This is a genomic window from Pedobacter sp. UYP24 (assembly GCF_054057295.1).
The window spans coordinates 48,416-62,473 of the sequence record NZ_JBSRZD010000010.1 but is presented as its reverse complement, the minus strand read 5'-3'; the positions used below and the strand labels follow the sequence as shown (position 1 = coordinate 62,473).

General features: G+C 37.4%; 13 protein-coding genes. 7 read left to right on the top strand and 6 right to left on the bottom strand.

Annotated features, from left to right (window positions below):
* The 5 genes from ACVWYN_RS15660 to ACVWYN_RS15640 are packed head-to-tail and all read left to right on the top strand — an operon-like array spanning position 1 to position 3,689.
* Positions 1 to 795: a cbb3-type cytochrome c oxidase N-terminal domain-containing protein gene (locus ACVWYN_RS15660; RefSeq protein ID WP_457289818.1), complete on the top strand. Its 795-nt coding sequence runs from the start codon at positions 1 to 3 to the stop codon at positions 793 to 795.
* 5 nt (positions 796 to 800) lie between these two features.
* On the top strand, positions 801 to 2,195 hold the full coding sequence (ccoG, locus tag ACVWYN_RS15655) for a cytochrome c oxidase accessory protein CcoG (RefSeq protein WP_457289817.1): 1,395 nt from the start codon (positions 801 to 803) through the stop codon (positions 2,193 to 2,195).
* A 3-nt stretch (positions 2,196 to 2,198) separates the two neighbouring features.
* On the top strand, positions 2,199 to 2,627 hold the full coding sequence (locus ACVWYN_RS15650) for a FixH family protein (protein ID WP_457289816.1): 429 nt from the start codon (positions 2,199 to 2,201) through the stop codon (positions 2,625 to 2,627).
* Positions 2,624 to 3,307: a sulfite exporter TauE/SafE family protein gene (locus tag ACVWYN_RS15645; RefSeq protein ID WP_457289815.1), complete on the top strand. Its 684-nt coding sequence runs from the start codon at positions 2,624 to 2,626 to the stop codon at positions 3,305 to 3,307. Before ACVWYN_RS15650 ends, ACVWYN_RS15645 begins: the two co-directional genes overlap by 4 nt.
* On the top strand, positions 3,285 to 3,689 hold the full coding sequence (locus tag ACVWYN_RS15640) for a group III truncated hemoglobin (RefSeq protein ID WP_457289814.1): 405 nt from the start codon (positions 3,285 to 3,287) through the stop codon (positions 3,687 to 3,689). Before ACVWYN_RS15645 ends, ACVWYN_RS15640 begins: the two co-directional genes overlap by 23 nt.
* On the opposite strand, the gene hemN is transcribed toward ACVWYN_RS15640, so the two are convergent.
* The 4 genes from hemN to ACVWYN_RS15620 all read right to left on the bottom strand — a co-directional run bounded on the left by hemN (position 3,673) and on the right by ACVWYN_RS15620 (position 10,096).
* Complete coding sequence (gene hemN, locus ACVWYN_RS15635; protein WP_457289813.1) at positions 3,673 to 5,040, bottom strand: oxygen-independent coproporphyrinogen III oxidase; 1,368 nt, start codon at positions 5,038 to 5,040, stop codon at positions 3,673 to 3,675. The two genes, ACVWYN_RS15640 and hemN, sit on opposite strands and share 17 nt — an antisense overlap.
* Before the next feature lie 96 nt (positions 5,041 to 5,136).
* Positions 5,137 to 6,486 carry a PhoH family protein gene (locus ACVWYN_RS15630; RefSeq protein ID WP_457289812.1) on the bottom strand — a complete coding sequence of 450 codons (1,350 nt, stop codon included), beginning with the start codon at positions 6,484 to 6,486 and terminating at the stop codon, positions 5,137 to 5,139.
* Between the two features lie 95 nt (positions 6,487 to 6,581).
* Positions 6,582 to 7,217: an outer membrane beta-barrel protein gene (locus ACVWYN_RS15625; RefSeq protein ID WP_457289811.1), complete on the bottom strand. Its 636-nt coding sequence runs from the start codon at positions 7,215 to 7,217 to the stop codon at positions 6,582 to 6,584.
* A gap of 584 nt (positions 7,218 to 7,801) precedes the next feature.
* Positions 7,802 to 10,096 carry a DUF7133 domain-containing protein gene (locus ACVWYN_RS15620; protein ID WP_457289810.1) on the bottom strand — a complete coding sequence of 765 codons (2,295 nt, stop codon included), beginning with the start codon at positions 10,094 to 10,096 and terminating at the stop codon, positions 7,802 to 7,804.
* A gap of 125 nt (positions 10,097 to 10,221) precedes the next feature.
* Here ACVWYN_RS15620 and ACVWYN_RS15615 point away from each other — a divergent pair, with 125 nt between their 5' ends.
* Positions 10,222 to 10,707: a peroxiredoxin family protein gene (locus ACVWYN_RS15615; RefSeq protein ID WP_457289809.1), complete on the top strand. Its 486-nt coding sequence runs from the start codon at positions 10,222 to 10,224 to the stop codon at positions 10,705 to 10,707.
* A 191-nt stretch (positions 10,708 to 10,898) separates the two neighbouring features.
* Here the strand turns inward: ACVWYN_RS15615 and ACVWYN_RS15610 are convergent, their stop codons facing one another.
* Positions 10,899 to 12,071, bottom strand: a complete 1,173-nt coding sequence (locus tag ACVWYN_RS15610) for an MFS transporter (RefSeq protein WP_457289808.1) — start codon at positions 12,069 to 12,071, stop codon at positions 10,899 to 10,901.
* 478 nt (positions 12,072 to 12,549) lie between these two features.
* Here ACVWYN_RS15610 and ACVWYN_RS15605 point away from each other — a divergent pair, with 478 nt between their 5' ends.
* Positions 12,550 to 12,933: a YtxH domain-containing protein gene (locus ACVWYN_RS15605; protein WP_457289807.1), complete on the top strand. Its 384-nt coding sequence runs from the start codon at positions 12,550 to 12,552 to the stop codon at positions 12,931 to 12,933.
* Here ACVWYN_RS15605 and ACVWYN_RS15600 read toward each other — a convergent pair.
* The gene (locus ACVWYN_RS15600; RefSeq protein WP_457289806.1) at positions 12,920 to 14,002 is read right to left on the bottom strand and encodes an MFS transporter; all 1,083 of its coding nucleotides are present in this window, start codon (positions 14,000 to 14,002) and stop codon (positions 12,920 to 12,922) included. The two genes, ACVWYN_RS15605 and ACVWYN_RS15600, sit on opposite strands and share 14 nt — an antisense overlap.
* Between the last annotated feature and the right edge of the window lie 56 nt (positions 14,003 to 14,058).

Genomic DNA, 14,058 nt, shown 5'->3' with positions numbered 1-14,058 from the left:
ATGACAGAATTATTTATTGGCCTACTATTGGCCGTTGCTATCATTGTACTTGGCGTTTCAATGCTGATATTGAAAGTAATTAGGGTATATGCGAAAGAAATTCTGAATCCAAGCCCATTTGACACAGAAGCGGAAAAAGAGCAAAGGCGAATTGCTTTAGCGCAAACCGCAGTAGTTTTGCCTGCTAAGCCATCTGTTTTAGAAAGGATTATGGGATTGAAGCCCATGTCAGAGGAGAAGGAGCTAATTATGGAGCATACCTTTGATGGTATTGCTGAGCTGGACAACCCAACTCCTGCCTGGTTTATGGTACTATTTTATGGAACGATCATCTTCGCCATCGTTTACCTTACTACCTACCATGTATTTGGATGGGCACCTTTACAGGAAGAAGAATATGCCATTGAGTTAAAGCAAGCCGAGGAAGCTAAAACGGCCATGTTGTTAAAACCGGGCAACGCTGCCAATAAGATTAACGAGAACAATGTAGAAATTATTAAAGAGGCTGCTGAGCTAAAAACAGCAGGAATACTTTTTAAATCCACCTGTGCGCCATGCCATGGGGAAAATGGACAAGGCATTGTAGGACCAAATCTTACTGATGCGTATTGGTTACATGGCGGAACTGTTAAAGAAATTTTTAAAACTATTAAATACGGAGTGCCAGACAAAGGGATGATTGCATGGGAAAAAACAATAAGACCAAAGCAGATTGCAGAGCTGGCAAGTTATATTTTAACACTTCAGGGTACCAATCCCGCAGGAGCAAAAGCACCGCAAGGTAATAAATTGTAACAGGCATGTCGCAAGCCCCCTCAAATTTCAGGAATCAAATCTCCACGCTAACTGACGATGGGAATAAAAGGAAATGGATCTATCCTAGCCATATTAAAGGAAAACTATATCGTTACCGATCTTGGGTTAGTTTCTTTTTTCTTGCGCTGCTATTTTCTGCTCCTTTTATAAAATTAAATGGCGAACAGCTGGTTCTTTTGAATGTGCTGGAGCGTAAGTTTGTTTTCTTCGGCATTATTTTCTGGCCTCAGGACTTCTACCTATTCGTACTCGCTTTGCTTTCCTTTATTGTATTTATCGTATTGTTTACGGTTGTATTTGGGCGGGTATTTTGTGGTTGGGTATGTCCGCAAACTATCTTTATGGAAATGGTTTTCCGGAAAATTGAAACTTGGATTGAGGGTGATCACATTCATAAAAAAAAATTGGATGATAGCCCACTAAACTGGGAGAAGTTCTATAAGAAAACTTTAAAACACAGTGTGTTTTTCTTGATCTCTTTTCTGATATCAAACATATTTCTGGCATTTATTATCGGTAAAGAAACGCTAATAAAAATTATCACTGAACCAGTAAGAGAACATGTTTCAGGCTTTATTTCGCTTTGGGTGTTTGCCTTTGTCTTTTACCTGGTATTTTCCAGGATGAGAGAGCTGGTTTGTACGGTGGTTTGTCCTTATGGCCGCTTGCAGGGCGTCTTATTGGATAATCAGAGTATAATAGTTGCCTATGATTACGAGCGCGGCGAGCCCAGAAACAAGATAAGCAGAGGCCAGGAAAATGTGAGCGGCGACTGTATTGACTGCAAATTGTGTGTTCAGGTATGTCCTACGGGCATAGATATCAGGAATGGTACCCAACTGGAATGTATTAACTGTACGGCATGCATAGACGCATGTGATATGGTTATGGAAAAAGTTAATAGGCCCCTTAGGCTAATTGGTTTTAAATCTGAATCAGAAATCAAAAATAAAACCAATTTCAGGATCAGTAAAAAGATATACGGCTACAGTATTGTATTGCTGTTTTTGGTCACCGTTTTAACTGTATTGCTGCTCAGAAGAACCGATGTAGAGACTACTATACTTCGCGCAAGCGGAACATTGTACCAGCTAAGAGATAAAGACAGCGTAAGCAATCTTTACACTGCAGAACTTGTTAATAAAACCAATGCATCAATCAAATTTAAACTATTGCCAGACGATCCCCGGGCAAAAATCCAATATATTCAGGGTGCAGACAGCATTGCTTATGGAAGCAGTGTTAAAGTTACCTTTTTTGTACTGCTCCCTTTAAAGGCTATTCATCGGTATAAAACCGCAATAAGCTTTAAAATTATAAGCCATGGAAAAGAAATTGATCATTTTGAAACAACATTTATAGCACCACCTAACGAATAAACTATGAACTGGGGCACTAAAGTAATTATTGGAATGGGGTTGTTTATGACCTTCATCGTTGTTTTGGGCGTACTAATGGTACGTAGTGATGATGACGCCCTGGTAGAAAACAACTATTATGAAAAAGGATTGGAATACAACCACGATTACCAATTTAAAGAACAGGTAATTAAAGACAATGCACTACCGAAAGTATCGGTTTTAAAAGAGGAAATGGATATAAAGTTCAAATTTCCATCAACAGGTAAAATAAAATTGATGCGTACTTCCAACAAGAAGTTGGATAGAAGCATTGATTTTAAAACTGATTCTAGTAACACTTTTAAAATAAACACTGGCGAATTGGCCAAAGGAAGGTGGCGACTGATTTTACAGTGGAAAAATGAGATTGGAACTACCTACCTAAATGAACAAGAGATCACATTGCCATGAATAATAACGAACTGGCTTTTTTTATCGGTTTACTTGGGTCACTACACTGTATAGGAATGTGCGGTCCTTTGGCTTTTGCAGTTCCGGTAAATCAACCGGGCTGGTTAGCTTTAGTATGGAACAAATTTATTTATCAAACGGGAAGGATTATCTCCTACTGTCTTTTAGGTCTTGTTGCCGGCTTACTGGGCAGACAGATCTGGCAGACAGGCCTTCAACAAAGCATTAGTATATTTACAGGCGCGTTGATCATACTTGTAGCCTCTACAAGATTGCTAAAAGTTAACTTATTTGGAAAACGCCGTTCGAGACTAATGGCCCCCTTTTACAAACTATTCGATTTCGCTTTTAAGCATAAGGCCAACCACTTGATTATTGGTGCATTAAATGGCTTACTTCCTTGTGGATTTGTGTACCTCGCACTGGCAGGAGCTATAAATACCGGAAGTGTAAAAAGTAGCGTAAATTATATGTTTTGGTTTGGAGCCGGAACTGTACCTTTGATGTTGGCAGCCACTGTTGTTGTTAGTTTTACAGGCGTGCCATTTAGAAGGAAATTAAACAAAGTATTGCCTTTCGGTATGCTGCTTTTAGGATTCTGGTTTGTATTCAGGGGAATGGGACTTGATATACCATATTTGAGTCCAAAACCTCAAAATGGAATTACAGAATGTAAATAACACAAAGATGAATAAAGACATTACAGAAAAAGCAGATATTCTGTTACTAGTAGAAAACTTCTATCGGAGCGCACTAAATGATGAATTCATTGGCCCCATTTTTATTAAAGCTGATTTTAATTTAGAAACACATATTCCAATAATGGTTTCCTTCTGGCAAGGGATTTTATTGAATGAACATAGTTATCATGGAAACCCGATGATTAAACATATCGAACTTAACAAAGTCGTCCCTTTAAAAGGAGAACATTTTGATCGATGGCTGCAAATCTGGAAAGAAACTGTTGATAAGAATTTCAAGGGAATGGTGGCCAATAATGCTATAAAAAGAGCAGATAATATTGCTCATGTAATGATAAGTAAGCTCAATCAGCTAAACTAAAAAGCTGAGTTGATGGAATGGCTTCCCAAAGTCTTAGGTCGAACGTCATGCAAATATTCCTGAGGAATCTTTTACCATTTGTTGTTACATTTAGTGAATGATCAGAAATTTTAATCAGACCATCTCTTTCCAATTCTGCAGCCCTTTCCAAACACATCATCAGTTTTTCATCTTTGGCATCCTGAGCATTCCAATCTGTAGCGTCTTTACACATCAAATTCAGAATATGCTGACGAAAAATAAGATCGGTACTCGTTAAAATATGCCCTTTAACAATTGGAAATTGATTTGCATCTAAACAAGAAAGGTAATCTTCCACAGTCTTAACGTTCTGAGCAAAGGCATTCCAGCAATCGCTGATCGAAGATACGCCAAGACCAATCATTACTTTTCCTTTGTGCTCCGTATAGCCCATAAAATTTCTATGTAACTTACCTTCTTTTGCTGCTATATAAAGGGCATCTGAAGAAAGAATAAAATGATCCATACCTATTTCGGAATAACCAGCATCCAGTAGTTTACTTCTCCCGATTTCATAAAGTGTTCTTTTCAGTACCGCGGATGGCAGATGTGTTTCATTATACTTACGCTGACCAGGCTTTATCCAAGGTACATGCGCATAACTATAAAAGGCAATTCTGTCTGGCCGAAGCTTAATAACATCATCCAGGGTTTTAGTTAAACCTTCAACAGATTGTAATGGCAAACCATAAATCAAGTCGTAATTTATTGAATTATAGCCAATCTGTCTGGCTAGCAGCGTAGTATCCTCTACCGATTTATATGATTGTATTCTATTAATAATGACTTGAACTTTAGAATCAAAATCTTGTATACCTAAGCTAATGCGGTTAAAGCCAAGCGCATATAAAGTTTGTAGGTGACCAGCTGTTGTATTTTTAGGATGTCCTTCAAAACTAAATACTGCATCCGGATGAATAGTAGCATCCGATAGAATACCTTGTATAAGCAGCTCCAGGTTTTCGGGACTGAAAAACGTTGGTGTGCCACCTCCAAGATGTATCTCCCTTATAGTAGGCTTAATTAAAAGTTTTTCTAAATACAACTGCCATTCCTTCAAAATAGCATTAATGTATGGTAATTCTACATTATGGTTTTTTGTGATCCGTGTATTACAGCCACAATAGCTACAAAGATCTTCGCAAAAAGGTAAGTGCAGGTATAAACTAATTTCATGGTCGTTTTCCTGATAAGATACAAGCAATTTATCGAGATACTTTTCTAAAGAAAAATCGGCGTTATCCCAAAAAGGTACAGTTGGATAACTAGTATATCTGGGTGCTGGCGTACGGTATTTTTCTGCGAGGGAACTGCTTGTATTAGCTTTCATGCGTATTGATTTTATGTTTCAAATTTCGCAACTGTCAAATCAACACGTCATGACCTGTATCACATATTTATGTGATTTGCAAACTGCTGGCTATTGCTATAGAAGATCGTTAGCCAGATTAGCAAGCTCGCTGCGTTCTCCTTTATCTAAAGTGATGTGCGCATATAGCGGATGATTGCGGGCATTTTGGATAAGATAAGATAACCCATTACTTTCCGCATCCAGATAAGGGGTGTCAATTTGGTAAATATCACCGGCAAAAATAATCTTAGTGTCTTCACCGGCTCTCGATATGATCGTTTTTATTTCATGAGGAGTAAGGTTTTGCGCCTCATCAACAATAAAAAAGATCTTGGTAAGCGTACGGCCACGGATGTAGGCCAGCGGAGTAATAACAATCTTTTCAGTACTAACAAATTCATCTATACGTAACTGTGCTTTAGGGTCGTTTTGATATTGATCTTTAATAAATTTAAGGTTGTCCCAAATGGGTGCCATATAAGGATCAATCTTCGATTTCACATCACCTGGCAAATAACCCAGGTCTTTGTTACTCAACGCCACTATGGGCCGTGTTACAAATATTTGTCGGTAGTTTTTTCGTTGCTCAAGCGCAGCGGCGAGTGCCAGCAGTGTCTTTCCTGTACCAGCTTTACCTTGGATAGTTACTAGTTTAATTTCTGGATTCATCAAAGCATGCACAGCAAATGCCTGTTCATTATTACGGGGCGAAATACCGGAAACAGGCTGTCGTTCAACTGGGTAAAGTTGTCTGGTTTTTGAATCAAACCAGACAGGAGCAGATTTTCGTCCGCTTTTTAAAATATAGAAAAGATTAGCTGCCTCTTCTGGTAAATTTAGAACAGCCGTTTCTGCACTTCTATTTTCTTTTAAATTAGTAATGTATTGTTCTGGAACTTTATTGATGGTCAATTTACCAGTATATAACTCATCTACATTTTTAACTTTTCCGGTTTCATAATCTTCAGCATGAAGATCAAGCGCCTTCGCCTTTAGGCGCAGGCATATATCTTTCGACACCAGTACTACCTTTGCTGCTGGAAATTCTTGTTTAAGGCTTAGTGCGGCATTTAATATCCTGTGGTCAATTTTACTTGTTCCAAATATGGCTGCCGCATCTGCATGTTGCGTTTTATTGTCCATTACGACTTTAAAACGGCCATTCTTACTTCCTACTAACGGAATCCAATCATTAATGATTTTATCAACAGACATCCGATCGATGAGTCTGATGAAGCTTCTTGCTTCTGCGTTGCGGGTTTCGTTTCCACTTTTCATGTTGTCAAGCTCCTCAAGTACCTGAATAGGTAGTGCCACATCGTGTTCCTGAAAATTTGTAAAGGCATTGTGATCATAAAGAATAACTGAAGTATCCAAAACAAAGATCTTTTTTTGTGCAGAAGGGGAATTTTTCGCTTTACTCATGTTAGCTAAAAATAGTTATTTAATAATAAAGGCACCAAAACTGATGCCTTTATTATTAAATGGGAAACATAAAAAATTATTGTTTACCAACTCAACTAGAATGTTAAGAAAATTTTGAAGGCAAGGTTATTGACAAACCCTGTAGTGGCTAAATTAAAGTTTGTTTGATCGATGTAGCGTAATTTATCTTTTCTCTTAGATTCTCCATAACTTGCATTTGCCGATAATAATTCTGTTTCCAGCGCCCAGCGCTTATTAATAAACCATGCCAGACCACCATTTGCTCCAATAGAATAGTTATTAAACTCATTGTTGTTAGAAGATGGAATACCTTCATTGTAGTCATTGTAAGTCGTTTTGGAACTTGAATACCCAGCTCTTCCACCTGCGAAAGCATAAAGTGTTTTAAATACCGGGATATATTGCTGATAATTTAAATTGATACCCCTTGATTTGACTTTATAGTCAGGCATGCTAATGCCATACTGGTTTTTACTACTACCGTACAACAGGTCAATACCAATCTTTGCTTTGTCCATGATGAAATAGCCATAACTAAGACTGAAATTTGACTGGCGGTTGATGTTTTTTTGATCTGTTGCCGACCCTACATCAGTAGATTGAAATTTGCTCGAGTTGATACCGAGACCTAAGGCATTAGTGCCCTTCATTTGTGAATACCCGTTAATGGATAAAATAACGGCTAACGCAGTTAAGATGCTTAATTTCATATTTGTGTGTGTTTTGTGTTAGACAGCAAGACAACACAAAATATATGCATAAAAAGAAAACGGAGCCCTCTTCTTTCGATTTGGATCTCCGTTTTCAACTTTCGTAACCGTAGCTAATGAAAGTTCTCTAATACCTCGTTAATTTGACATTTCCACAGGCTTTCAGTTCTTTCGAACTTCACATCTGCTAATGATCACCGCCGTGTGATTTTCTCCTTAGAGTGAATCACCTTTAGTAACGTCTGCTCCGACTAGACTATTATTCCGAACCCTAAGGTTCTTTTTTAATGATTGCTCCATCTTCGTTTCCGAAGGATTTAAGCGCTCTGCTAAATCGACCAGTAAACTCCAGAACTAGTGTCCTTAGACTCTTTTTCTTTTTAGAATTACTTTCAGACTGTCAATGTACTCCGTATTTGATAGAACTAATATACAACGTCTTACGTCTAATATCAAATAAATAATAGCGTAGTTATACACATTTTTTGCACATGCACAGACCTATTTATTAACATAAAATTTTAACCTTGTTAACATCCCTACTATGTTTGTAAACAAAAAACTCTAGGTTATAAACAAAATAGCTATTTAATACTGTTCAATTCAGTTTGAGTAAATGCCTTTTGCCTTCCTTTTAATTTAGCCCTAACAGCAGAAACATCTTTTGTTTCTATTTTGGAAGAATTATTTTGCCAGGACGATCTTATAAAACTTAGTAGTTGTGCGATGTCTTCATCAGTAATTTCTTCATTATGCGAAATGGCTGGCATATCTCCTGAAATCTCTGGTGCTTCATAAACCTTACCGTTTACTTTCACCGGACCAGTTAAACCATACAGAACTATAGAGATAACCTTGTCACGATCGCCATTTACCCACTCCGACTTATTTAATGGTGGTGCCAGAGATTTGATGCCATTACCGTCTGGTCCATGGCAAGTTTGACAAGTAGATTGGAAAACAGCCAAACCTTTAGGGTACATTTTAGCAAGCACTTCAGGATCCCTGTTTTTCTGAGTAGCCCTAATGCTATTGATCACCTTTTGTAATTGTTTATTGATACGCAGGTTTGTATCAGGTAATATTTTGGCTATTTGAGTTTCAAAAGCCTCTTCCCGATAAGCAAGATTGCTAATCACGGCGTCAGCAACATAGTTGTTGTTCTTATATTTTTCTGCAAGATTAACCAATAACTTCTCCGATACTTCAGGATCGTAAGACTTCAGGTAATATGTACAGTAAGCTACATAAGGCATTAAACGTTCATCACCTTCATTAAAAACATCCAATAAAGCTTTTCCCAAACTACGATAGGAGCTGTTGTTGATCATCGAAGGGAAAACAGTTAGCGCCTGTGTTTTAACATGCCAATCCTTCTGATGTAAAAAAGCTATGACTTCATTGGTAGTTAAAGCATTTAGTCCCTCCAATGTCCACATGGCATGGATTATCTTTAACGGATTGGTATCTTCCATTAACGACTGATGCAAATAAGGTACTGCAGCTGTGAGATTTCGGTCTATTATAGACTGTTGCGCCATATCCCGGATAAATCCATTTGCATGACCTAATTGTATAACCAATTCTTGTCCAGATTCTGCTATTCTAGTACTTACTCTGCTTTTACCTTTTGGAAAAATCTTGTAAATCCTGCCGCAGGTTATTGGTGCTGATAAATCTCTCTTTTTAATTTCATTTATTAAATACGGTGTTTCGTAAGTTTTGTGCTGAATTATACCGCGATACATATCTAACACATACATTGCGCCATCCGGGCCATTATAAAGTGCTACAGGTCTGAAGCGCTCATCTACACTGGTTAAAAATTCTTTTCCAGCATAGGCTTGTTTACCCTTTACCTTCCAGCCATCTTCGTTAAGGATGTTTCTTTTGATCAGGTTGGCAGATGGTTCTGCAACAAATGCATTAAAATTATAGGCGTCACCAAATAGATCGCCACGATAAACTAGTGGACTACATGCTGCCGTAAAATTAACTAACCTTAAACTATCATCTAGTGTACCCGGCATATAACCCCTATTAACACCTGGTGTTGGTCTGGCAGGATAAACACGATTATTTGGTACTGGCCGTTCATTATAACCACTTACCCCTTTTTGGTTGACATTGGTAAAACCGAAACCAGGGCTAAAAAAATCTCCCTCTACATTTGAAGAATTACCATTGTAATAAAGTCTACCATAATTATCCTGACTAATGCCCCATTGGCCTCTAAAATGCGTATTTTCTAGTATCCATTTTCCACCTATTCTGCGGTATCGCTTGCTGGATTTGGCATTGTATATCCAGTTATCCAGTCCCCGTAAAAGTCCATTTGGCTGGTGCTCCACATTTCCATCTATGGCATATTTTGGATCAACAAGTGTTTTACGGACAGGTTTTTCATTTTCAATATCATAGTACCAAAGGTTTGGAGACTCTGCTACCAAAATACCACCATCTATTAAACAAATCCCCCTTGGTAATACCAATGAATCTAAAAACACTTTACGATCGTCGAATATCCCGTCGTTATTCTGATCACTTAGGATCACTATTTTTCCATTTGGTATTTCCTCACCACGGCCTAAAGTATCAGGCATGTAACCTATCATTTCCACTACCCACATACGGCCTTTTGTATCAAAAGACATGGCAACTGGCGTATTTACCAGTGGCTCTGAAGCTATTAGCTTAATGTCAAAACCTTGCTCGAGCTTCATTTTACTAACAGATTGATCTGCCGGGATAACCGGCGAGCGGCTAAAATCAATTTCCTTAGGCGCAACGGTATTAATAGATGCCGTTTTCTTATAGCTTTGACATTGATATAGGGTAAAAATCAATGCGGCAATCAGGATGTATTTGTATCGTTTCATTTTTATCGTGTAAACAAATCTAAAAAGTTATATCATAATATAGTAGTGTTTTTAATATCAGTGTTGTTACCTGATCTCTGTTTACATACATTTGTAATAACATACTATTGCTTTAACTCAACCCTATGAAACAAATATTGCTAACAATATCTTTATCGTTATTAGGTTTATTCTTGTTTGCACAAGATCCTTTACCAGGATCAATTGTCCCAAATGCAGTGTTTTATAAACTGGATGGCAAAAGTTTCTCAACAAACTCTTTGCCAACCGACAAGAAATCGCTGTTGATGTTTTATGATGCAACCTGTGAGCATTGTCAGCGCGTTGGCGCTGTATTGTCTAAAAGAAGCAAGGAACTTTCTGGCATCAATTTATATATGATAAGTCTGGACGAGGTTGAATCTATCAACTATTTTATGAAAAACTATGCGAAAGGTTTACCTGCTATGAAAAATGTTACCGTATTGAGGGACAAAGACATGGTATTTATACCTTTGTTTCACCCCAAACAATACCCTTCTCTTTATTTATATGGGAAAAATAAAAAGTTAATCTATTTTTCTAGCGCTGAAAAGGACTTACCTAAATTCTTTCCGTTATTAAAAAAATAAGGTACTTTTAATGTATTGTATTGGGAATCCTTTAGGTTTTTTATATTTTGAACTTTTAAAAACACCGTCTCAGGTCGTTCAAAAGACTGTTGAAGGACCATTTCCATTTGCTATTCTTATCTTTTTCCTATAATGTCATATAATCGCGATCTAAGCGGAATATAAAACAACTGTGAAGACACTTTTGCAAATTATACTGCAGGAGAGATATGAACAATGGCTCTTTTGGTTCTGGCGATCAGCAACCAGGCAAATGAAGCCCCTACCAATGCCATTAAAGAACCTACCCATACAGGAGAAGTATAATCATATCCAGCTGCCAAAGGCAATCCACCTAGAAATGCACCTAAAGCATTACCTATATTAAAACTAGCCTGGCTTACAGAAGCTGCTAGCATTTCAGAACCTTTAGCGGTATTAATCATCAGCATTTGAATTGGGGATGCCGCAGCAAAAGCAACAGCACCAGTAACGAAAGTCATGATGAGTGACATGGTTTGATTTACTGATACGTAGTGGACAATAAATAAGGTTATTGACATGGTTAACAGTAATACTACAGTAGCCTTTGCAGGGGAAACCTTATCTGCCAGGCGACCACCTATAAAATTCCCAACCATCATTCCAAAACCCGCTATAATCAATATATAGGTTATGGAGTTAGCAGAGAAACCAGAAACCTCTGTTAGTAATGGAGCTATATAAGAATACCAGGAAAATAAACCTCCTGTACCCACAGCAATCATTAGTATGATTAACCAGGACTCTGGCTGTTTAAAAAAATTAAACTCTTGCGCCAGATTTCTATTTTTAGTAGCTGGTAAATTTGGCATCCAAGTTTTAATACTCAACATTGTAATTAGGCCTACTATAACAATAATAACGAAAGTGTATCGCCAGGAATAATTATGACCTATATAAGTTCCCAATGGTACACCAACGATGTTTGCTATAGTTAACCCAGCAAACATAAGGGATACAGACTGCGCTTCTTTTCCTTTTTCTGCAATTCTGCTGGCCACAACAGAGCCAACACCAAAGAAGGCACCATGAGGTAAACCCGCAAGCAACCTGGCAGCAAACAAAGTGTTATAGCCTGGAGCAAATGCCGATAGTGCATTAAATACCGTAAACATGAGCATCAGCACCATTAAGATTTTCTTTGGCGGATAACTACCCGCAATAACCACTAATAAAGGTGCTCCAATTACTACCCCTATCGCATAAGCAGAAATTAAGTGCCCGGCCTGTGGTATGCTTATAGAAAGATCTTTAGCAATATCTGGAAGGAGGCCCATCATTACAAATTCTGTAATCCCGATACCGAGGCCACCTAGTGTTAAGGTGAGCAAACTTTTCTTCATAAATTCTATAGTTAGTGTACAAAATACACGAAGCAAAAATAACTATAAATGAGGCTATTTCCGTCTTTATTTGGTAAAAAAACTATGGTGGTAATTTTCTAAATTGCTACAAATTGATTTTGTTTTATATGAGTCAGATATAACCTCGCGTTATTTCTGGGTGTTTTCGGCCTTCTAGGGGTATGTTCTGGGTGAATACACCGAGCCAACACCCATCAAACACCGAGAACACACCCATTAAACACCGATTTTTATGTATTTCATATCGAAGAAAACCTTTTTCTTACTTTTTAATAGAAGATTTGAAATTTCAGTATGATTTACAACTTATTTATTCATTTTCTTCTTTTTCGTTTAATCGCACAACACGTTAGTCTAGCTGTTTTACGATTGCAAACCTTAAAACTCTTTAACAAATATTATTATTTTAAACACATTGGTACGGAATGTGTTGTGAAACATATAAAATAACATAACCATGAATTACAAGAAATTAATATCAGGAAGTATATCAGATTTAACAAATAGATCTAGTGATAAATCAGGTGCAATAGTTGCACTATTGGCAGGTCTAGCAGTAGGTGCAGTTTTAGGAGTTCTATTTGCACCGGAAAGCGGAAAAAAAACACGGGAGAAAATATCAGATACTGCGCTTGATTTGGCAGACAATGCTAAAGACAGCATCCATTCTTTAAAAGATAAAATCACCTACGGAAAAGATAGTCTTACAAACTTAAAAGATCGTGTTGTTGAAACTGTGAAACACAAAGTAGATAGTGCCACACAAGAATTTAAGGATTTTAGAGACGAGGAAATCGCTAAATCTAACGGTGCACCTGTAGAAGAAATTACAAGCGCTTAAAAAATGAATTGGTTATTGGTATTAATGCCAAGCCACATATAGCAAAAATAACAAAAGATATTTTCAGGTTAAATGCATGGGCTATATAGCCAATTATTGGTGGCCCAAGCAACATACCTGTTATAGAATAGGTGGCGATTATTGATATAGCCATTCCAGGCGAATATTTTTTTGATGCACCAGCCAGCGCATAAGACATTGGGATTATTGATGCAGTACCGAAACCCACGAGGGAGAAGCCCGCCATTGCGGTCCAGAAATACGGAAATATAATGGCTATCAATATCCCCGCAGAAATGCACAAGCCACTTGCTATGTAGGTAACGTGCATACCAAATTTCGCGATTATAATATCTGATAAAAATCTGGAAATTGCCATGAATGTCATGAAGATTAAGTATCCATAGGTAAAAACATCTACCTTAATAACCTCCTGAAAATATATTCCACTCCAGTCAAACATTCCCCCTTCGCAAATTGCACATAAGAAAACAACTAAACCCAGATGTAAAATATAGGGGTCTGGCTTACTTAAAATCAGTTTATTGCCAGTACTAGAACGATCACCTTTTAAAAGATAGTGGTAGGAATATACGGTTACCAAAAGCATAATTAATGCAACTACCAAAAAATGATAGTTCAAGGAAACATGGCTCATTAATAAAAATGTGGACAATAAGATTCCTGCAATTCCACCAAGGCTCCAAAATCCATGAAACGATCCAATAATTTTTTTATCAAACTGTTTTTGAAGTGTCAATGCCTGCGTATTTACGGAGATATTAAAGATTCTTGTAGTGAAAGCAAATATACTTATGGCAATAAGTAATGTAATAGTGGTATTGGCATAAGCAATGCCTGCTAGTGATAAAGCATTTAAACCATATCCTATTGATAGTGGAACACGGCTGTTATATTTTGATACCAGCCAACCTGAAATGGGCAAACCCAACAACGAACCCAATGGCATAGCCAAAAGGATTGAACCCAATTCTGCTTCATTGAAATCAAAATGTTCTTTAATAGTAGGTATTCTGGATGCCCATGTTGAAAAACTGAAACCAGACATAAAAAAAAATAAATTAAGAAAGAACCTGTGCTTTACCTTTGAAATCATTGGTGCAA

Excerpts from the sequence above, each read along its gene's own strand:
- ACVWYN_RS15600 (WP_457289806.1), bottom strand. The coding sequence starts at position 14,002 with ATGTCTGGTTTCAGTTTTTCAACATGGGCATCCAGAATACCTACTATT.
- ACVWYN_RS15660 (WP_457289818.1), top strand. The coding sequence starts at position 1 with ATGACAGAATTATTTATTGGCCTACTATTGGCCGTTGCTATCATTGTA.
- ACVWYN_RS15615 (WP_457289809.1), top strand. The coding sequence starts at position 10,222 with ATGAAACAAATATTGCTAACAATATCTTTATCGTTATTAGGTTTATTC.
- ACVWYN_RS15645 (WP_457289815.1), top strand. The coding sequence starts at position 2,624 with ATGAATAATAACGAACTGGCTTTTTTTATCGGTTTACTTGGGTCACTA.
- ACVWYN_RS15605 (WP_457289807.1), top strand. The coding sequence starts at position 12,550 with ATGAATTACAAGAAATTAATATCAGGAAGTATATCAGATTTAACAAAT.
- ACVWYN_RS15640 (WP_457289814.1), top strand. The coding sequence starts at position 3,285 with ATGGAATTACAGAATGTAAATAACACAAAGATGAATAAAGACATTACA.
- ACVWYN_RS15620 (WP_457289810.1), bottom strand. The coding sequence starts at position 10,096 with ATGAAACGATACAAATACATCCTGATTGCCGCATTGATTTTTACCCTA.
- ccoG (WP_457289817.1), top strand. The coding sequence starts at position 801 with ATGTCGCAAGCCCCCTCAAATTTCAGGAATCAAATCTCCACGCTAACT.
- ACVWYN_RS15610 (WP_457289808.1), bottom strand. The coding sequence starts at position 12,071 with ATGAAGAAAAGTTTGCTCACCTTAACACTAGGTGGCCTCGGTATCGGG.
- ACVWYN_RS15630 (WP_457289812.1), bottom strand. The coding sequence starts at position 6,486 with ATGAGTAAAGCGAAAAATTCCCCTTCTGCACAAAAAAAGATCTTTGTT.
- ACVWYN_RS15625 (WP_457289811.1), bottom strand. The coding sequence starts at position 7,217 with ATGAAATTAAGCATCTTAACTGCGTTAGCCGTTATTTTATCCATTAAC.
- hemN (WP_457289813.1), bottom strand. The coding sequence starts at position 5,040 with ATGAAAGCTAATACAAGCAGTTCCCTCGCAGAAAAATACCGTACGCCA.
- ACVWYN_RS15650 (WP_457289816.1), top strand. The coding sequence starts at position 2,199 with ATGAACTGGGGCACTAAAGTAATTATTGGAATGGGGTTGTTTATGACC.